At 56.1% G+C, this 19,859-nt stretch carries 15 protein-coding genes; 11 read left to right on the top strand and 4 right to left on the bottom strand.

Annotated features, from left to right (window positions below; genetic code table 11):
* The first annotated feature begins 81 nt into the window (after nucleotides 1-81).
* The 4 genes from C5Y96_RS22090 to C5Y96_RS22075 all read left to right on the top strand — a co-directional run bounded on the left by C5Y96_RS22090 (nucleotide 82) and on the right by C5Y96_RS22075 (nucleotide 5,916).
* Entirely contained in the window at nucleotides 82-3,315 is a 3,234-nt protein-coding gene (locus C5Y96_RS22090) for an AsmA-like C-terminal region-containing protein (protein WP_105357927.1), read from the top strand.
* A 236-nt stretch (nucleotides 3,316-3,551) separates the two neighbouring features.
* Nucleotides 3,552-3,893, top strand: a complete 342-nt coding sequence (locus C5Y96_RS22085; protein ID WP_146115766.1) for a hypothetical protein — start codon at nucleotides 3,552-3,554, stop codon at nucleotides 3,891-3,893.
* Nucleotides 3,894-4,151: 258 nt separating this feature from the next.
* Complete coding sequence (dapF, locus tag C5Y96_RS22080) at nucleotides 4,152-5,030, top strand: diaminopimelate epimerase (protein WP_199188758.1); 879 nt, start codon at nucleotides 4,152-4,154, stop codon at nucleotides 5,028-5,030.
* A 31-nt stretch (nucleotides 5,031-5,061) separates the two neighbouring features.
* The gene (locus C5Y96_RS22075) at nucleotides 5,062-5,916 is read left to right on the top strand and encodes a lysophospholipid acyltransferase family protein (protein WP_105357923.1); all 855 of its coding nucleotides are present in this window, start codon (nucleotides 5,062-5,064) and stop codon (nucleotides 5,914-5,916) included.
* A 10-nt stretch (nucleotides 5,917-5,926) separates the two neighbouring features.
* On the opposite strand, the gene C5Y96_RS22070 is transcribed toward C5Y96_RS22075, so the two are convergent.
* Nucleotides 5,927-7,726, bottom strand: coding sequence for an NPCBM/NEW2 domain-containing protein (locus C5Y96_RS22070; RefSeq protein ID WP_158261364.1), 1,800 nt, complete (start codon nucleotides 7,724-7,726; stop codon nucleotides 5,927-5,929).
* A 178-nt stretch (nucleotides 7,727-7,904) separates the two neighbouring features.
* On the opposite strand from C5Y96_RS22070, the gene xseA reads away from it, so the two are divergent.
* From xseA to C5Y96_RS22040, 6 genes are all read left to right on the top strand, one after another.
* A complete protein-coding gene (xseA, locus tag C5Y96_RS22065) occupies nucleotides 7,905-9,128 on the top strand; it encodes an exodeoxyribonuclease VII large subunit (protein WP_105357919.1) in 1,224 nt (407 codons plus the stop codon).
* Between the two features lie 20 nt (nucleotides 9,129-9,148).
* Nucleotides 9,149-9,514 (top strand): exodeoxyribonuclease VII small subunit, encoded by a 366-nt coding sequence (xseB, locus tag C5Y96_RS22060; protein WP_105357917.1) that lies wholly within the window; start codon nucleotides 9,149-9,151, stop codon nucleotides 9,512-9,514.
* Nucleotides 9,515-9,604: 90 nt separating this feature from the next.
* On the top strand, nucleotides 9,605-10,501 hold the full coding sequence (locus C5Y96_RS22055) for a polyprenyl synthetase family protein (protein ID WP_105357915.1): 897 nt from the start codon (nucleotides 9,605-9,607) through the stop codon (nucleotides 10,499-10,501).
* 5 nt (nucleotides 10,502-10,506) lie between these two features.
* Nucleotides 10,507-12,411, top strand: a complete 1,905-nt coding sequence (gene dxs / locus C5Y96_RS22050) for a 1-deoxy-D-xylulose-5-phosphate synthase (protein ID WP_105357913.1) — start codon at nucleotides 10,507-10,509, stop codon at nucleotides 12,409-12,411.
* Nucleotides 12,412-12,593: 182 nt separating this feature from the next.
* Nucleotides 12,594-13,487 (top strand): NAD(+)/NADH kinase, encoded by an 894-nt coding sequence (locus C5Y96_RS22045; RefSeq protein WP_233199049.1) that lies wholly within the window; start codon nucleotides 12,594-12,596, stop codon nucleotides 13,485-13,487.
* Nucleotides 13,488-13,632: 145 nt separating this feature from the next.
* Nucleotides 13,633-14,739 carry a hypothetical protein gene (locus C5Y96_RS22040; RefSeq protein WP_105357911.1) on the top strand — a complete coding sequence of 369 codons (1,107 nt, stop codon included), beginning with the start codon at nucleotides 13,633-13,635 and terminating at the stop codon, nucleotides 14,737-14,739.
* Between the two features lie 18 nt (nucleotides 14,740-14,757).
* Here the strand turns inward: C5Y96_RS22040 and C5Y96_RS22035 are convergent, their stop codons facing one another.
* On the bottom strand, nucleotides 14,758-15,951 hold the full coding sequence (locus C5Y96_RS22035) for a class I SAM-dependent methyltransferase (protein WP_105357909.1): 1,194 nt from the start codon (nucleotides 15,949-15,951) through the stop codon (nucleotides 14,758-14,760).
* A gap of 125 nt (nucleotides 15,952-16,076) precedes the next feature.
* Between C5Y96_RS22035 and C5Y96_RS22030 the strand changes: the two genes are divergently transcribed.
* The gene (locus tag C5Y96_RS22030) at nucleotides 16,077-16,826 is read left to right on the top strand and encodes a DUF6690 family protein (RefSeq protein ID WP_105357907.1); all 750 of its coding nucleotides are present in this window, start codon (nucleotides 16,077-16,079) and stop codon (nucleotides 16,824-16,826) included.
* 72 nt (nucleotides 16,827-16,898) lie between these two features.
* Here the strand turns inward: C5Y96_RS22030 and C5Y96_RS22025 are convergent, their stop codons facing one another.
* Nucleotides 16,899-18,308 carry a DnaA ATPase domain-containing protein gene (locus C5Y96_RS22025; RefSeq protein WP_105357904.1) on the bottom strand — a complete coding sequence of 470 codons (1,410 nt, stop codon included), beginning with the start codon at nucleotides 18,306-18,308 and terminating at the stop codon, nucleotides 16,899-16,901.
* Between the two features lie 444 nt (nucleotides 18,309-18,752).
* Complete coding sequence (locus C5Y96_RS22020; RefSeq protein WP_158261363.1) at nucleotides 18,753-19,697, bottom strand: GNAT family N-acetyltransferase; 945 nt, start codon at nucleotides 19,695-19,697, stop codon at nucleotides 18,753-18,755.
* Nucleotides 19,698-19,859: the final 162 nt, after the last annotated feature.

Genomic DNA, 19,859 nt, shown 5'->3' with positions numbered 1-19,859 from the left:
GCCCAAACCGACGTTTACCAGAAGGCCTGATTCTGCCAAGATTTAGCGACATCTGACCGTTTGGAAAGGATTCCATCCCGGGTGAGTCGTTTTTTTTCTGCTTCGTGCCGTTTCATCAAATGGACCACGTTAACCGTGGCCGTGTTGGCGTGCGCGCTCGGGTTGTATCTCTATCACAACCTGAATAACGAAATTCGATCGCATGTCGAGAAGAAATTCGCCAGTCACTATAGCCATCTGTTGGTCTCGGTTCGCTCGGCTCGGTTTATCGAAGGGAAAGGAATCGAGATCCGTGGCCTATCGCTGGCGCAGCGGTCGAGCCTGTACCAATCGCAAGAAATGGTGTCGGTCGACGAGATCATGGTCTACTGCACGACCGACCCTCGCAAACTCGCTTCTGGCGACTTCCAGGTCGACAAGATCGTGGCGAGACGTCCCCGGTTGACGGCCACCATCGATACCGATGGAAGCACGAATCTGAAGCATCTCTTTCCCATGCCCAAATGGGGAGACGACAACCCGGCGATCGAAGTCTTCGATGCGTCGCTCTTGCTGGCCGATCGTCGCGGGGGAAACGTGCGGCGAATTCTGGACAACGTCAACTTTCAAATCAAAACCGAAGCGGCTCCTGGTATGGGGGAATTCGCCGGGCAAACGCGTACCCAGAAACGAATCAAGGCAACTCTCAACTGTCAGAACTGGGAGTCGGCTACGGTTACCGGGCTGATCGATGAAACGGCCCAGTCATTCGCCGCCCAGGGAAACATCTCGAATCTTCAAATCGATGACGACCTGTGGAAACTCTGCCCTGAAGAGTGGAAGAACCACATCAAGGACTTGGTTCATCTTGAAGCTTCGGCCGATGCCTCTTTTCAGGTCTCGGGCAATTCAAGCGGACTTACTAACTACCTGGCCACCGTAGACGTGCGGGAAGGAACGTGGAGCGATCCTCGCATTCCAGGCACGGTCGAGCGTATTCAGGGACGCCTTATCGCTTCGCCTCCTGGCATACGTGTCGAGAAGCTGATTGCATTTTATGAGAATGGCTCGGTCAGTGCGTCTCTCTCGAGAAACGGTTGGCAGGCCAACAGCCCTGTGCATGTTTCGGCAACACTCAAGAACATTACCCTGCACCAGGGGCTGGCCAGCATGCTGCCCAGTGGTATGCAGCGAAGTTGGGGACGCTATCAACCCTCAGGGACGCTCGATGCGTCGGTGAAGCTTGACTTCGATGGTCAGAAGTGGATCCCAGAGATCCATGCGAACTGTCGCGGCACGAACTTCGTCTTCGAGGAGTTCCCGTACCCGGTGACCGACGCTCGGGGAAAGATCGACTTCAAGGATCGCCTGCTCGATATTGATCTGCTGGCTCACGCCGGCAAGTCGCGAATTGCGATCGTGGGAAGCGTGATGGATCCTGGTCCCTACAGCAGCGGACCGATACGTGTTCGTTCGCTTGACCCAGTTCACTGGGATTCGACGTTCGAGCATGCGCTGCATGTGGCTCAGGAAGATGTCTGCAACGTGGCACGTTCCTTCCATCTGCAGGGGGCTGCCAATGTCGATTTCACCATCGTCACGCACAGCCAGCCAGAGCAGAAGCCGGATAAGACGCTGCGGATGGAAATCATCGACGCGTCGGTCAAATACGAGAAGTTTCCCTACCCCATCTCCAAAATCAACGGCCAGATCGAGTGGAAGGATGGGGTCGTCACTATCGAGCAGTTGCAAGGCTACAACGACAGTGGGCACATCACATGCCGGGGGACCTGGCGAGAGGTTCCCGGCGATAAACGAGGCGACCTGAATCTATCATTTGCCTGCAAAGACGTTCCCCTGGATGACGAACTTAAATCGGCCATTCCAGGCTCGGCGCAGGAAGGTTGGGATCAACTTCGCCCTCGCGGTTCTATCGATCACATGGACGTCCAACTGCATTGGCCTAACCAGACCGGTGATTGCGACCTGTGGGTGAATGCTCAGAAGTGGGAGCGTAGCCGAAATCTTTCAGGACGTGCGATCTCGGTCGAGCCGGTTGGCTTTCCGTACGTGCTGGACGAAGTCGTCGGCAGTGTCGAATTTCGTAACGGGCAGATCACTCTCAAGCAGATGACCGCGCGTCATGGCGACCTGCGTGTTTCGACCAACGGTAGCTGTTTCTTCCCCGAAGACCGACGTTGGCAGATTCGGTTCGAGGGTTTGCGCATCGAAAACATCGTGGTCGATCGTGACCTGTTGTTAGCGGTTCCGGAAAAGCTCGAGGCGTCACTGCAGCAACTGCAAATAGGTCCCCTCTTTCATGCCGATGGCGTGGTTGTACTTTCCAATCCTAACCCAGGTCGTCCGGTTCAAATGAACTGGGATATGACCGTGCACATGGCCGGCGGACAGATCCGACGCGGTGCCATCATCAGCAACATTTACGGAGCAATCCGGTTCGAGGGGCAGTCCGATGAGTCCGGGGCTCGGTCGTTTGGTGAATTTCACTTAGATAGTGTCACCTCCCGTGGTATTCCACTATCGAACGTCCGAGGACCGTTCTGGATTGATGAAACGCAGTTTCTTACCGGTCGACATGTCCCTCGAACGGAAGATCAGCCTCCGCGGCATGTCACCGCGAATACCTTTGGCGGCGTGATCTCGATCGATAGTCGTATGCAACTGGCCGGAACGCAGCCGTTTCAAACCGACGTGACGCTGGTCAACGGTACCGTCGGACAGATGCTGATTGACCTGGGACAACAGAACCGTGGGCAAACGTCGGGACGCCTGTTTGGTAACATCAGCCTGACCGGCACGATGGAAGGAACGCATACCTACGACGGTACAGGTTCCTTGCAGTTACGCGATGCCAACATGTACCAACTGCCGCTGGCCGTCGCGATGCTGAACGTGCTCAACGCGCGGTTTCCGGATACCAATGCGTTCAACTCGGCCGACATCAAATACCGCGTCGCCGGCAACTACGTTTATCTAGACGACATGCGACTATCTGGCGAGGCGCTCTCTTTGAAAGGGAACGGCGAGGCCAATCTTGATGGCCAGATCAGCATGCGTTTCTACACCGAGTTCGGCAACCAAACGTTCGACGTGCCGGTCGTTCGCCAGATGATTGGCCAGGCCAGTCGCAGCTTGATGGTGATCCATGTGGGGGGAACGGTCGACAATCCGACGACCGAGCAAGAAATTTTCCCCATGGTCAATGAAACTCTGGAACAACTTTTTCCGGCGAGAGCCGTACGTCTTCCTATCGGCTCGCCTCCCAGTTCGGATTCGCCAGCGGCCATTCGTCGTGGAAACTCGATTCCTCGCTAGCACGAATGTCCCCTCGGAAGTCTCCTTAAGATGGGGGGAAGACGTGACGATGATATCAAATAGAAGCAATATTCACGCGGAAATCACCTCGATTCGCCTTCATGCATCCGTAGTCGTTTGACTTGTAGGGGAACCTGACCAAGGGTTCACCCTAGAGCACTCCCTAAAGTGTTGAGGGGAGTGCCGGCGGGCAACTTCCAGCCTGCATCGCCTGGGGCACTCCGAGGATCGAAGTCATGAGCGTAGGACCGATGGGGGCATCGATAGCCAGTTCGATTGCGGCTACCAATCTAGCCCAGCGCAATTCCTCGGATGTAACCGGAGCCCAGCAGGCGACCAGCACCCACGCCCGCGTGGTCGACTCGACCGAGAAAGCGGAAAAAGCCGCTGGCATTGGTGACCCGGACGAAAGCGAGAAGGCTTCAGACCGAGACGCAGACGGAAGACGCGCCTGGGAACGCCCTGGCCATGACTCGGACGAACCGGAAGCTGAACTCGAAGGGGACGCTACTTACGAATCGAGCGTCCAGAAAGATCCGAGCGGAATCACAGGACGAGAAATCGACCTGAGCGGCTGACAATCGCTCTGTTAGCGGCCGTTCTTTCCTTTCTGGCTTTCTATCTGCTTGTTAGTCAAGGGCTTAGCGTCTTTGCATAGGCGAAACGCCTGATTCGAGATCGCCCTCGTTTCGAAAGTCTTTGCCCCTTTCATGGGCAGTGCGGAATTTCTATCGTATTTGCCATCACTGGCGAACGGTCTTAACCTTTTAGCCCTCTTCACGGTAGGATATGAACTTCACTGCACCGATCACTTTACACCGCTGCCTGGAAACCTGATGTCGCAACTGCGTTTTACGAAAATGCACGGAGCCGGAAACGACTACGTGTATGTGAATTTGTTTGAAGAACAACTTCCTGCTCCGCCGGAAACGTTGGCACCGTTGGTTTCGGATCGGCATTTCGGAATTGGCGGGGATGGTTTGATCTTGATCACTCCGTCTGAGGTCGCCGATGCTCGGATGCGGATGTTTAACGCGGATGGTTCCGAGGCGGAAATGTGCGGCAACGGTCTTCGCTGCGTGGCGAAGTACGTTTACGACCACGGTATCGCCAAGAAGGACAAGCTTTCCCTCGAAACGGGTGCCGGTGTCCTTTCGGTGCAGCTAGAGACCGACGGCAATCTGGCCAAACGCGTTACCGTGAACATGGGCGAGCCGATCCTTGATGCAGCCAAGATTCCCACAACGTTCGGTGAAACTCCGGTTGTCTTGCAACGTTTGGAAGCTGGCGGACGCGAGTTTGAAGTGACCTGCGTTTCGATGGGCAATCCGCACTGCGTTATCTTCGTCGACAAAGCGGACGACGACCTGGTCTTGAAGATCGGACCCCAGATCGAGAAAGCGGCTCAGTTCCCTGCACGCGTGAATGTTGAGTTCATCGAGATCATCAGTCCGACCGAAGTTCGTCAGCGAACGTGGGAACGCGGCAGCGGTGAAACACTTGCCTGCGGAACCGGGGCCAGTGCCGTTTGTGTCGCCGGCGTGCTGACTGGCAAGCTCGAAAGAAGGATTTTGAATCATCTGCTCGGTGGTGATTTAGAACTGCACTGGAACGAATCGGACAATCACGTTTATATGACGGGGCCTGCCGAAGAAGTCTTCAGCGGAGTCTGGCCAGTCCCGCATGGCGTGCCCCTGTATTCTCAACTCGCCTAACGTCGAACCCACTGCATAAGGCAAGGAAGCCATGCGAAAAACTCATCCTACTTGGATTGCCCGCGCTGGGGGCGCTGCCCTCGTGACGATGGTCAAATCGATGATGAGTACGCTCGACGTGCGGGCAATGTATGTTCAGGCACAAAACGACCCAGCCAACCCGTTTTGTCCACGGCGTGGCATCTATATTTTTTGGCACGAGTACATCCTGATCCCCTTCGCGCTAAGGGGGCACTGCAATCTCTCGATGCTTTTGAGTCGGCATCGCGACGCCGAGTGGCTGGCCCACGCTGCATCGATCATGGGGTTTGGTACGGTCCGAGGTTCTTCCAATTGGGGAAGTATCGCGGCACTGAAAGAGTTGATCAAAGTTTCGCGCCGTCAGCATCTGGCGATCACACCTGATGGACCACGAGGACCTCGTCGTGAGATGGCGCAGGGACCGATCTATCTCGCCTCGAAGTTGCAGATGCCCATCATCCCGATGGGATTTGGGATGGACCGCCCTTTTCGTCTCGGGACCTGGGACAAGTTCGCCGTGCCCCGCCCTTTCACTCGGGCACGGATGATCATGGGCCAGGCCATCGAGATCCCGCGCAAGCTTTCCAAGGAAGACGTCGAGTTTCACCGTGTGGAAGTCGAACGCGTTTTGAATCACCTGACTGTGGCCGCGGAAAAATGGGCCGAGTCGCACTTGCCCGGTGAAAACGAAGTCTCTTTCTTCGCCACGTCCACGCCGCTCGACAAGCAGAAGGAAACTTCGGCCAAGGGGCGATTCTGGCTCCAGGCAGCGCAGCGTGATTACCTGGTCGCAAAGCCAACCGAACGAGTCGTTGTTGAAGAACAAGCCGAGCCCACGATCTTGCCGTTTCGCTCGGCTTCGTAGTTAGCGCCACTTAGCGGCTAAGCTTTGGCGATCCCCATACCGACCAGCAACCGCTGTTGTTGCTTTCGCCTGTTTCGGTGATCAACTCCAACTGCTTGATGCCCGAGACGTCAATATCCAGGTTTTCGACATGGGTCGTTCGCAGCTTGTCGGAACGAAAGAGTTCTTTACCGTCCCCTTTCACGATAAAGATGGCCGAAGCGGTTCCCCAGGCACCACCTTGCATGCCGACCACTGCGGTGAATTTCTTCCATTCTCCATTGAGATCGAAGGTAAACCGCGATGGGGCGTGTGCATAAAAGCCATGGGCGTGAAATTGTCCGCCTGGTCGAAGGAAGAAACCGCCGTCTTGGCGACTTTTTATCGGTACATAGCTGTTTCGCGTGGGGCGTCCGTAGCCGACCTTGGTGCTGGTTGCTTCGGCATCGGAGAGGAAGACTTCGTTTTGCGTGACCTGGGCCAGCTTGACGAGCTTGGGGTTAGTGTGGAATGCATCGACGTAATCGAACATCGGCTTTAGTTCGGTCTGCGGGTTGGCCTGCAGGTATCGCTGGGCGAATTCACGTGCCTGAAGGATGTTTCCCGAAAGCATCTCTTTTTCAAGAGAAGCGATCGCCATGTTATCTTTCAGGACCTGGATGTTGGGTTCACCTTGCTGATTAGCTGTAAACGCATAGCTTGCGTTGCTGGTCGCACCGTTGACGTGACAGAAGCTCAATCGCAGGGCGTTGTTGCCAGGCTTGTGGACGTCGAGCGTTACCTCAAACGTACCGTCAGGAGCGACTTCGGAAGTCCATTGATAAGCGTCGTAGTTGTCCCCCCCTTCCGCATCGCTATAGCCAATAACAGCGAACGGTTCGATATTCGATTGGACTTTGCCACGCACCGTAAGGGCCTTGCCACTACTGGTGAATTCAATATCCGAGACGTCGATTGTGGTTCGGTCGAATCGTGATTTGTTGCTCTGGGTGAACAGCGGGTGGCACATCAGCCGCGTCGCACTGGCGAGCGTCATGAAGCTTCCCTTTCCACCGACCAGTTCTTTGCGGAAGGTGTAGTTGCCCGACCCCATCAGGGCCGTACCCAGTTTTCGCTTTTCTGTAGGAAGCTCTCGGTTGTGCGGCAAGCTTAGGCCGTGACCGAGCTCATGGGCCGTTCCGCCAATGTATAGGTTGTTGAAGTCCCCTAGCGTGCGGCGGTGTTTGCCGTTGTGTTCATCGTAACGAAACCATTCTTCGGTCTTCTTGTAATTCCGAGTGTCTAACATTTCACAGTCGGCGGCAAAGCAGATGCCGCGGGTTTGATTGGCTCCCATGCCGTAGTAAGGCGAGTAGAAGAAATACGATCCGTCTTCTCGCTTGTCGCACAAACCACACAGGACAAGCAGGAATTCTCGCTCCGGGTCGATCACTCCTTTCAGGTTGGCCGTGATCTCTCGCAGGATCTTTTGCCCCGACTTGTAGTCGTAGCCATCATGGTTTTCCAGGCCCTTCACGGTATGAAGCTTGAGCTTGCCCGACTCCATCTCGATCGGAAGTTCGATGTCGGTTAGCCCGATCCGGGTAAACTCGGTGTCATAGAACCTCTTGATGTCGGAAACGATTCGATGCAGGCGATCCTGGTAGTCGGACAGCGGCTCGCGGTCGGCCGCATGGAAGTAGATGACCCTCAGTTTGAGTTCTTCCTTCGGAGCATCCGCATGAAATGCTTTTACGCGTGATTGCAGCGATTTTGCCACAGAAGTTTCGTCGGCTTGAACGGTGCTGCTGGTGATCACCAACAAACAAAACGCAAGAACGGTTTTCAGCATGGGGGAGGGATCCGAGGGGGGAAAGTAGGCAGTTGCGCACATTCATATATTAGCTTAAGGTGGCCGTTCTGTCCTCCCTTACTTCGTCCTGTGTCTTCCGGTTTACCGAAATCTGTTCTATCATCGAGACCTCGCGTGGTGCGAAGGAAATAGATTTTTTCAAAGTTTTACAATCGACATGGACGCCGAAACCGCACAATGGGATGGTCCCGGCGAGAAGCCGCCTGTGTTATCCGTTTCGCAACTGACGGCCCTGATACAGGGGACGCTGGAAATGGCGATACCACCGGTCTGGGTTTCGGGCGAGATCTCGAATCTTTCTCAGCCACGGTCAGGGCACGTCTATCTGACCTTAAAGGACGATGATGCCCAGATCCGGGCTGTCTTGTGGCGCAACACGGCCGCGAAGCTCCCTTTCGACCTGGAAGATGGCCAGGAAGTCTTGTGCTTCGGCCAACTCGACGTCTATCCGCCGCGCGGAAGTTACCAACTGGTGATCCGCGAGATGGAGCCGCGAGGTGTCGGTTCCCTGCAACTCAAGCTGAGGCAACTACAGCAGAAGCTGGCTGCTGAAGGATTATTTGAGGCAGATCGTAAACGCCCGATTCCCAAGTTCCCCAAGCGTATCGCCTTCGTAACGAGCCCTACCGGGGCTGCGGTTCGTGACTTTTTGGAAGTGATGAACCGGCGTTGGCGGAACGTCGAGGTGTTGATCATCCCGGCCCGCGTTCAGGGGGAAGGTGCCGCCGCGGAAATCGCCGCCGGTATTAAACGAGCCAATCAGTTGGCTGTGAAGCCCGACGTGTTGGTTGTAGGGCGCGGTGGTGGCAGCATGGAAGACCTGTGGTGCTTCAACGAAGAGATTGTTGTACGGGCGATTGCCGAGTCTAAAATCCCCACGATCTCAGCCGTTGGGCACGAGATCGACGTCACCCTGGCCGACTTCGCCGCAGACAAGCGGGCATTAACCCCCAGTGAAGCCGCTGAGTTGGCAGTGCCATCGATGCCTGAGATTCAAGATCGCTTAAATGGCATGCAGTCGCGACTGGCGACCGGACTTCGGGCAACCTACGACCGAGCCGCTGCCAAGTTGGAACTCCTTTCCCGCAACCGCGTATTCACTCATCCGTTCGAGATCGTGCACGACCACCAGTGCACGCTCGACGAGCTAGACGCCGCGGCAACCCGGGCCATGCTGTATCGTTTGCAGCAAGCTCAAGAAGCCTTGGCTCGCCGTGCCGCACAGTTGGAAGCCATGTCGCCGCTAGCGGTCCTGTCGCGCGGCTACTCGGTGACGCGGACCGCAGGCGAGGAAGTCTTGCGCGATCCGTCCCAGGTGCAGCCGGGGGACGAAATAGAAACCATCTTGGAAAAAGGACGCCTCCGCAGCCGCGTCCTATGAAATCCCACAAGGAATGACCATTGGCCACTAAGAAGCAAAGCGACGAACAGCCGGCCCCTAAGTTTGAAGAGGGGCTGGAAGAACTGCAGCAAATTGTCCAGCAGCTAGAAGGGGGACAGTTGGGCCTGGACGCTGCGCTCGAAAAATATCAGCGCGGAATCGAGGTCCTCAAGCAGTGCCACAGTGTTCTGAAAACGACCGAACGTAAGATCGAACTTCTTTCGGGTGTGGATGCGGAAGGAAACCCCGTTACTCAACCCTTTGAGGACGAGCCGTTAACGCTCGACGAGAAGGCCCAATCGCGGGCTCAACGGAGGGGTAGTTCCAAGAAAACTGGGGGTAAATCAAGCTCGGATATCGTGGACGACGATCGCAAGTTGTTCTAAAATCGGATGTTGCAGCGGGATGCGGCTCGGAGGCCGCCGAAAAATATGCCGCGATTGCCCAGATTCCCCCACGACGACCCAGGATTGAGAATGGCCGAAGTGTCGACCGAGACCTTTCGGGAAGTTTCCCAGCGACTCCGACCCGAAATCGACGCGGCTCTGAACCGACTGACGGAGTTCGACCAAGATTGCCCCGAGCGTCTGCGCGAAGCGATTCGCTACAGTCTGCTCGCGCCCGGCAAGCGGTTGCGACCCGTTCTGGCGTTGTTGGCCGCTGAAGCATGCGGTTCTGACCTACAGCGAGCGATCGCTCCGGCATGTGCCGTCGAGATGATCCATGCGTATTCGTTGATCCATGACGACCTGCCGGCGATGGATGACGACGACTTGCGTCGTGGGAGGCCTACGTGTCATCGTCAGTTCGACGAAGCAACGGCAATCCTGGCTGGCGATGCCCTGCTGACGCGAGCCTTCGAGGTTTTAGCCACGGAAATCGTCGACGCCGAACAATCTCGAAGATGCCTTCGCGAATTGACCTATGCAGCCGGTGCCAGCCAACTGGTTGGTGGTCAGGTCGATGACCTCCGGTTTGAGAAACTTGACGGAACGGCCGACGACCTGGCGGCCATTCATCGGCGAAAGACCGGAGCGATGATTACCATTTCGCTTCGTCTGGGCGGAATTGTCGCCGGGGCGGACGAAACGTTGTTGACGCTTCTGACTAAATATGGCGATTGCCTGGGCTTGGCTTTTCAAATCACGGACGACCTGTTGGATGTTCAAGGGGATGAGAAGTCGATGGGCAAACGCGTGGGTAAGGATGCCGACAAAGGCAAAATGACCTTCCCAGGAGTCTGGGGGATTGAAGAAAGCCGCCGAAAAGCGGAACAATTAGTCCATCAGGCATGTGAAGCGGCAGCCAAACTGCCTAGTGGAGGCGACTCCCTCATTTCCCTGGCTCATTACGTGCTGGAAAGGAATCACTGATCGCCATGGCGGAACTACTCCCCACGATAAAATCGCCAGAGGACCTGAAAGGGTTCAATGCCGCACAGTTGGATCAGTTAGCGGCGGAGATCCGCGAAGTCCTCTGCAATCTGGTTGCAACTCGCACGGCACACTTCGCCTCGAATCTGGGCGTGGTCGAGCTTTGCATTGCCCTGCATCGGACGTTTGATTTCACCCAAGATCGCTTGATCTGGGACACCGGACACCAAGTCTATCCGCACAAGCTAGTCACTGGACGTTACGACCAGTTCAACACCATGCGAACTAAGGGAGGCCTGATGGGCTATCCCAACCCGCATGAAAGCGAATACGACCTCTTCATGACCGGTCACGCCGGGGCGAGCGTCTCGACGGTAATGGGGCTGGCCAGCGGCGACTTCTTAAACGGCAATGCCGACCGGCACTCGGTGGCCGTGATTGGCGACGGGGCTTTCCCCAGCGGGATGGTCTTTGAAGCGTTGAACAACGCCAAGGTGCTTAACGGTAACCTGCTGATCATCTTGAATGACAACAAGATGTCGATCTGCCCCCGTGTGGGCGGCGTAGCCGACTACTTCGATCGTCTGCGGATGAACCCGTTCTACACAGGCTTTAAAAACGAAGTCGTCAAAGCATTAAACATGGTGCCGGTTTTCGGCGACCCGACCGAACGCTTCCTCGCTCAGCTCAAAGAAGGAGTCAAAGCGGGGTTGCACGGTGGGATGCTCTTCGAAGAACTGGGCATCAACTACATCGGCCCGATCGATGGTCACAATATTCAGCTTCTGCGAAAGTACCTGGAAATGGTCAAGACGCAGAAGGGGCCAACGTTGCTGCACGTGGTAACCGAGAAGGGGCACGGGTACGATCCGGCCGCCGAAGATCCGGTCTACTACCACACCCCGCCAGTGTTGCGTAAGAGCGAAGATAGCTGCGAAGCTCCTGAGAGCAGCGGCGGCTCGAAGGCCTACACCAACTACGCACGCGACGCGATCGCCGAGGTGATGCGGAAGAATCAAAGCGTCACCGTCATGACCGCGGCCATGTGCCAAGGGACGAAGATGGAACCGCTCCGCGATGAGTTTGGCGACCGATTCTTCGATACCGGCATTTGCGAGTCGCACACCGTCGCATTTGCGGCCGGCCAGGCCAAAGCGGGGCTGCGTCCGATCGTCAACATCTACAGCACGTTCCTGCAGCGCAGCTTCGACCAGGTCTTCCAGGAAGTGGCTCTGCAAGACTTGCCGGTCGTCTTCACGATGGACCGGGCCGGTATCACGGCGGCCGACGGACCGACGCATCACGGTATGTACGATATCGGTTACATGCGTCTGTTCCCGAACATGGTGGTCATGGCCCCTGGCGATGCCGACGAATTGACCGAGATGATCAATTTCGCTGTTTCGATCGATCATCCTTCGGCCATTCGTTATCCCAAGACCAACGCTGAAAATATCAGCCGCGATCGCCAGCCGATCGAGATGGGCAAGGCAGAAGTCCTGAAGCAAGGTTCCGACGGCGCGATCATCTGTTACGGGGCGCAGCTTCCCGAAGCGAAGAAAGCCGTGGAACTGCTGGCGAAAGATGGCATCAACGTGACGCTGGTCAATGCTCGCTTTGCTAAACCGATCGATAGCGAAACCATTTTGCCGATTCTCAAAGAGGCCCCATTTGTCGTGACGGTCGAAGAAGGAGCCCTGATGACCGGCTTTGGCAGTGCTCTGCTGGAAGCGGCCAACGAGGCCGGAGTGGACGCCAGTCACGTAAAACGGCTTGGAATTCCCGATATCTTCGTGCAACATGGAGACAGAGCCGAAATCCTGGCAGAGCTGCATCTCGACTCCCTCGGTATGGCCAAGGTATGCCGAGAACTCGCGGCCGCTCACGATCAAATTTCCTCGCAGCATTAATCTCTCTCTATCTGGTACCCTCGCCTCTACGGGCCGAGGGATAGGGTGAGGGGCGAACGAGGATAGAGTTATCAAAATAAAGCAGGGTTTGTACCCATTCACCTGCTCGACTTATCCTCCGCCTAGCGCATCAAAAATCCTCACCCCTGACCCTCTCTCTTCAAGCGAGAGGGGCATCAACGATGACCACCGTCGATCCCGCTTCCCCGAAGAAACCTCCCTGGACTGGGAAAAAGAAGCCGCGTGTCATGCTGCTGGGTGCGGGCAATCGTCCGCACGTCGAAGAGGAAGCCGAACGCCTCTCTCACTTGCTGCCGCAGTTTGCCGAAGTCGTGCACACCGATCTCGAGTGGGAAGCGGATCTTTCCGCAATTGAAGCCGACTTTGCGATTGTGCTCGGTGGCGATGGTTCCATCCTCGGGGCTGCCCGCAGCATGGGATATAAGCAGATTCCCATTGTTGGCGTGAATATGGGTAAGCTCGGGTTTCTGGCAGCTTTTACGCCGGACCACGTGGTCGATCAGCTGGCCGCGCTGTGTGCCGGTGAATGTCAGATTATCGAGCATATGATGCTGCGGTGCCGTGTTTTGAAGGACGATGAGGTCATTGCCGAGCGAATTGGCCTGAACGAAATGGCACTTCTCGGCGGTCCTCCCTTCCAAATCCGCACGATTGATCTTTACGTCGATACGCAATTAGCGACATCATATAGCTGCGATGGCTTAATCATCAGCACTCCGGTTGGGTCGACGGCCCACAACCTGTCGGCAGGAGGTCCTATTTTGCGGGCCGATCTGCGGGCATTCGTCGTCAGTCCGATCAGCCCTCACACGTTGACCATGCGGAGCGTGGTCGACACCGGTGATCGATGTTTCGAGATGCACTTGCGCGGATCGGACCGAACGATGTCGGTAGTGGTCGACGGCCGAGTGCTTAGTCCGATCACCAGCGATCACCGCGTTCGCGTCGATCAGGCCCAGCCACGATTCAAGCTCGTCGCGACCCACGACTACAACTATTACCGCACGCTTCGCGAAAAGCTGGGCTGGGGCGGTCAAATCGATCACGGTAGATGATCAAGTTTGAAGTGTTCAGTTTTCAGTTTTCAGCAAGAAAATGATTGTCGAGCAATGGCGACGCTTTTCGATCTCCCGCTGAAAACTGAACACTGAGAACTGAAAACTTGCACCAAACGACCCAAAACTGCAAGGATGCAAAATCATGAAAACGCTCGCGACTCTCGCGCTGCTGGTGGCCACTTCCACCGTGGCAATGGCCGACGATGCCAAGGTTAAACTCGAATACAAGTTCGCCGTCGGTGACGTGATTCGCTCGAAAGTGGTGCATCTATCCACGGTCGAAACCAAGATCAAAGGCTCCACCCAAACTGCTCAGTCTCGCAGCATTTCGACCAAGAATTGGAAGGTTGAAGAAGTCAACGCCGACGGCGAAGCAACCTTCATCCACTCGGTCGAGAACATCGACATGTGGCAGAAGGTGACTGACCGTCCCGAGCAGCGTTACAACAGCGAAAAGGACGAAGTGCCCCCGGCTATCTACAGCGAAGCCGCCAAGAGTGTGGGGATTCCGCTGGCCAAGATCACCGTCGATGCGATGGGTCGCTTGGTCGATCGCCAGCAACTTGGTGGGACGCCCAGCAGCGAATCGCAGATCCTGCCGATCCTGCCTAACGAACCGGTTGCCGTGGGTGCTGCCTGGTACTCGCCAGACGACATTTCCGTGCGTGCTGGTAACGGGGCGATGAAGCATATCAAGACGCGACAGGTCTTCCGCCTGAAGAGCGTGAGCGGCGGTATCGCGACCATTTCGACTGAAACGCAGATTCTGACGCCAATTGACGATCCGATGCTGAAGGTCGAATTGATTCAGAAGCTGACGCGCGGAACGGTCAAGTTTGATATCGAAGCAGGCCGCGTTGCTTCGCAGCAGCTTGATCTCGACGAAACGATTATCGGTTTCCAAGGCGAAACGAGCGTGATGAACTATCTCGGACGCATGACCGAAGAGTTGATTCAGGAAGCTCCGGCCAAAGTTGCCTCGGTCCCGATGGCACCGAAGAAGCTGAAGGAATCGCCAGCGCCTGCCAGTCCGACCACGAAGCCGGTGAAGAGCGATGTGACCGAGAGCAAGTCATGGGACAAGATCATCAAGGGTTCGGCTGAACAAGAGCCTTTTGAGGTCGACGAACCAGCCGCCAAGCTGGCCTCGAAGCCAGAACGACCAAGAGTCGATGGTGTTCCAACGCTGGCCGATCCATCCACTAAGCCGGTCGAAGAAGAGGAACTCAAGCTGGGCTTGCCAGAATAATAAGTCGCTTCCCTCGCGTCAGGATGAAGTGCGGCGGCAGAGAATCGCTCGATTCCCTGCCACGGTCGGAGTGAAAACGATCGTCCCTTCCCCTTTCCCACGCGGTTTGAGTTGCTTACGCATGACCTCGAGTTTCAGCTCGAGGCCTCTTTGTTTGAGCTCTAGCGTTCCCCACTGGGCCTCGGCGACGGCTTTCTTCAGCCGCTTCGCATCGACTTTCTCTTGCGAGATTATCTCGAACGGCTGTAGCAAGGGATGATCGATCGCCTGGTTACCAGTCAGGTAATGCGAGTCTGGCGATAGTCGCGCCAGACCAAAGGCCTCGGCCAGCGTGTCGACGAGCCCCGCTGCAACCAGCGAAGGATCAGGGTCGAAGAGGTAGCTACCAATTTCCGTCGACGAAACGAGCGACCGGGGAGTTCCCTCGAAAAAGTCCACCTTTCCTGCCTGATCGATCCGGGTAGCTCGACGCGTGCTTGGCTTTTGGGCCAGCTTACCCAGCCATGCGACTAATTGTTTGCACTCGCGATGATGTGAGATCCATTCGCACTGGCCTTCCGCTTCCCAGGCTTCCGGCAGGCGGCTGGCTGGGGCCAGTTTTAATGCGGCGTTGCGGTTGCGCCGCAGCATCGCTTCCAGATCCGCGAGGCTCGGGCTGAAGCTGCCCAGGCGAATCGTGCGACGATCGTCGTGTCGCCGATCTGGGTCGATATGCCAGGCCGCAAATTGCTCGAGCGGAGTTTCTTCGGCCAGGCCGCAACGGGTATCGGCAAGCTTTGCGCCACCGGCAGAAACGTTTGCTTCGGCAAAGCAAAGATGATCGGACGAGGCATCCACCGCAGTTGTCGGACCGCGCTGAGCAAGTGCGATAAGATCACCCCCGATGCCGCAGCATAGGTCGGCTAGTGGTTGATCAACTGGGAAGCGTTGTGCTTTGTACGCTGCGATCTCCTGGTCGGTTGATTGCTGCAGACCGATGTCGGTGAAGAACATGCTCTCGGCCTGGGCGAACTTGCGAGCAGCTCGCTTGCGGAGTTCGGCCTGGGTGAGAAGTGCTGCGGAGCGGTCGCTGCCTAGTTCCTGTCGAAGCCGTGTGAGGGTTCCGATCGCATTCACGTCGACGCCGCTGAGCCAGTCAAACCAAGATCTGGCGTCACCTGAGACCAGCCACTGGCATGTGGTAAGAGATTCCGATTGGTCAGGAGATGGCATTTCTTTGGTCTGCGAAAAATGTGGCGACGACTCGGATCCTGCGAGGTGCTGGCATCACCTTCATGCGAGATGTGCTGGGGACTCGATGATGACTATGGATGAATCATCAATGGAAGGAGTCAATTGTGTTTCGTCGAACGGTCATGTTCTGGGTTGCCGCAGCCGCCAGTTTTGGTGTGCCGTATAGCTATTACAACCCCACCGTGCGCGAAACGGCTAGTTCCTATTGGAACAAGGCCAGCGAACTTGTGCCATCGGGGGAAAGTGCTCCTGCGGCCTCGATTGCCGGTGAAGGTAATCCCACCCCTCAAAACCAGGTGAGTGCTCCCACGGCACCTGTGGCTGCCGCGAAACCTCTCGGTCCCCCTTCTGCTGCTCCTGTGTTCGAGCAGTTCGATCACTTCATCAACTTTAATGCCAACCCTCGTTGGATCATGGAAACATGGCCCCGGGTGAGCACCACGCTGTCTGACGTTCGTCTGGAAGGCCTGCGTGTGCCGCTGGTCAGTGGCTCGCGCATCGATGATATAGCCGGATCGCTGACGTACTACTTCGATCAAGACAAAGTCTTGCAGCGGATTACGTTTCATGGAACCACCGGCGATGAACGCCGCCTGGTTGGCATGCTCACGCAGCACTACAAGTTCGAGTCAGAGCCCGCCGTGGCCGGATCGCTGTACATGGTGAAATGGAACGGAGAACCGGTGAGCGTGTTGCGCGTCGAGCCGGCGGCGGTGATCAATCAGAACCTGCCCCACACGCGGTTGAAGATCGATCTCGAGATCAATCGCCCGTCTCGCTATTACTCGCTGAGCCCTGAGATGGCCAAGCTAGTCGACCGCGACAAACATGCCGGTCGCTGGGGCTTCAAATAACAGCAAAGCCGCAAGCAAAAAATCGTGTCCCCTCGCCCTTCCCAAGCGGAAGGGCGAGGGGACACGATTTTTTTAACGGCTTGAGCGAAGCTCGGCCTCGGCCAGTTCGATGGCCTCCTGAGCTTTCAAAGAGCGATCGGCAATCTGCACGATCGAGTCGTCGGCGAGCCACTTGTTCACTTTCTTCTCGGCCGAGATCACCGTGCTGTGACTACGACGCTGAAAGTGCAAACAGATATCGGACAAGGCGGCACCCGTGTGTTTGCGTGCCAGCCACATCGCCAACATGCGAGGGTTGCTCGCTCGGCGAGATTTGGATTGCGATCGAAGTAGCTTCGTATCAACGCCAAACACGCGGCAAACGGCCTGTTCGACGTCATCCAATCGCATCATACTGCTGCGTTGCGGGATGAGATCGGCCAAGAGGTTTTCCAGCACGGGAATGGATAACGTATTTCCTTCCACGGCGCAGTAGGCCCACAGGCGGTTGATTGCGCCCGAAACAAGCCGACCTTCGCCAGGCAATTGGCGGGTAAGCCAATGGGCGACCGATTCGGTCAACGCAACACCCCGCTTTTCAGCCAGACGCTGAATCATGGCCGTCTTGCAGGTTTCGTCCAGGGGGTCGACTTTGCAGATCAAACCGCTCGAGAAACGGGCAACCAGTTCGGTACCCAGGGCCGAAAGTTCGGTTGGGCGTTGGTTACCGGCCAAAACGACCTGACCGCCACGACGCGTGATCGCATCGAGTGTATGAAGGAGTTCTGTCTTGGTAGCTCGTTTGCCGGCAAAGAACTGCACGTCGTCAATGATCAGCACACCGACATCACGATACTTGCGGCGGAAGCTGGCCACACCAGAAGTTTGCAAGGCTTCCAGGAAGTAGGTTGTGAACTGCTCTGCCGAGAGGTACACGACGCGGCCGAGTTCTTTCTTCTGCTGCGCCAGACCGTAGATACCTTCCAGCAGATGGGTTTTCCCACTACCCGATGGACCATGGATATATAGTGGCGAAATCTGACCTGGCTGCTGAAGCACCATCGTGGCGGCCGTTTTGGCCATCGAGTTGCAATCGCTTACGACAAAGTCCTTCAGCGAGGCGAACCGGCGGCGCTGGATAATCGTCGAACTGCTCGACGAAGCGCGAGTCGGTTGGGTACTCGAAGCCGCTGATGGCATCTTCTTTTCCGCTTTCACGGCGGATGGCGATGGAGCTTTAGGAACCGGGGCCGATCCTTCGCGGTAGATGACTTGATGCCCTGGCAGTTGGACGTCGGAAAGGGCCTGACGAATTGCCTCGTGGAAGTTCTTGCGGAGGAAATCGAGATTCATTCGACTTGTCGATTCGATCAACAAACACCCTTCGCCAAGGCGAAGCTGCGTGTTGTTCGTACCGAACCAAAGTTCGAAGCGATCTTGTCCTACCCTATCAATCATTGCAAGACGCAACGCGGGCAGAATTTCGATGTCTTCCGTGACCACAGGCTGACTCTTTCAGCGAGTTGAATTCGCGATTTCCAATCCGAAAATCGTCCTTCAACCCCAGACGGGAGAGAGGCAAAAACAGGCGGCATCATTAACCGCGTGGAGGATGATTGTAGGCAAGCTAGCACCCCTGTCAAACCTCTCGATAGCACCCCGGAAGAAAAAAAGCCAAGGGGAGATAACCGACCTGCCGAATGCCCGCGATTTCCCGGAGATTTGCTGCGAGCGGTGGCTTTCCATTTTCTAACATGATCTGAACACAAGCGTGGATAAATTGTCGAAACCTGATAACTCTGGCTCAAGAGTTCATCGATGTGTCATCCTATTCTCTTATTTCACAACACTTTAAAGCGGAAATATAACCCAAAACAGGTGGGGACACGTTTGGTCACGCCTTATGAAGAATATTGGAAGCATCGGTAAATGCTGCTTCGAGGTCGCTTACGCAACGGCAACATTCGGCAATCGCAGGGGAAGCAGGAAAAGCTCTTTCACATCTGCCTGTTGGAAACCAAAGCGGCGGTAAAGGGCTGTGGCGGGAACGTTTCTTTGGTCGACCCCCGTTATGGTGGACCGGCAGCCAAGGAACTGGGCCAGTTGCAACACAAAGCGAAGGATCTCACCCCCCAGCCCGAGTTTCCGAAAGCCTACGGTCAGGCCGAAGTAAATCAGTTCGAGCTGTTGCGGTTCGGCATGATGGGCGGTAATGATGACGCCGATCGACTCCCCTTCGTACTCAAGCGTATACCAGTTATAGGTCGATCGATTGCTCGTGGCGTGGTAGCCCTCTAAAACGTCCTCGACTTCGCGCATGGTGTCCAGTTCGGGGCAGTCGAGACTGTTCTCATACGTTTGGGCGACCAGGTTGCGGAACGACTCGGAGCGAAAGTCCTCGCAGCGGCGAAATTGCAGGTCACTGCGGGGGGGCTCGGCTTGAATGTCTTCGGTCAGTGCTTCGAGGTGGCTCAAAAGCGTAATCGAGCGAAAGCCACTACTGCAGAGTAGATTGCCAGCGATGGGATTTTCCTGGCCAACCAGGCTTTGTACTAGGTGACACTCACGCTGTCTGGCAAACTCAACTGCACGTTGAATGAGCAAGTCGGCTGTGGCATCCGATTCTTCGGAGAGGATGCCTGGTCCCCATACGGTGCCTATCTTTCCTGGTTGACTCAAACACCAGATAGAAGAGACAACCCGGCTGCCACGCGTCGCGGTCATGAGCCCGTCGAAGCTAATTCGCCCCTGCTTTTCTGCCGCCAACAGTGCAGTGACCCGTCCTCGATGGGCATGTCTCGAGCGGCCACCGGTTGCCATCCACAATGCGGCTCCGTAGTGGTCTGGCGTGGCAGGACCAATTTCAGGGTGATCAGGGGAGTTTGAATTCATACTTTCTAGCGTAACAGCGAGGCCCGCTTGTGTCTTCATGGATTTTGCCGCTCGTTCGGCGGGGATTCGCTTTCCTTCTTGCAGTAGATGCGGGACAATGAGAACGGCAAGACAAATTGGTCCCACGCTGCGGTGCTGCGGCAGAACTCAGAGAAGGAGAAT

Origin of the sequence: Blastopirellula marina (genome assembly GCF_002967715.1) — a bacterium.
Classification (GTDB): Bacteria; Planctomycetota; Planctomycetia; order Pirellulales; family Pirellulaceae; genus Bremerella; species Bremerella marina_B.
The sequence above is the reverse complement of the archived record's forward strand: the minus strand, read 5'-3'. Positions and strand labels throughout refer to the sequence as shown.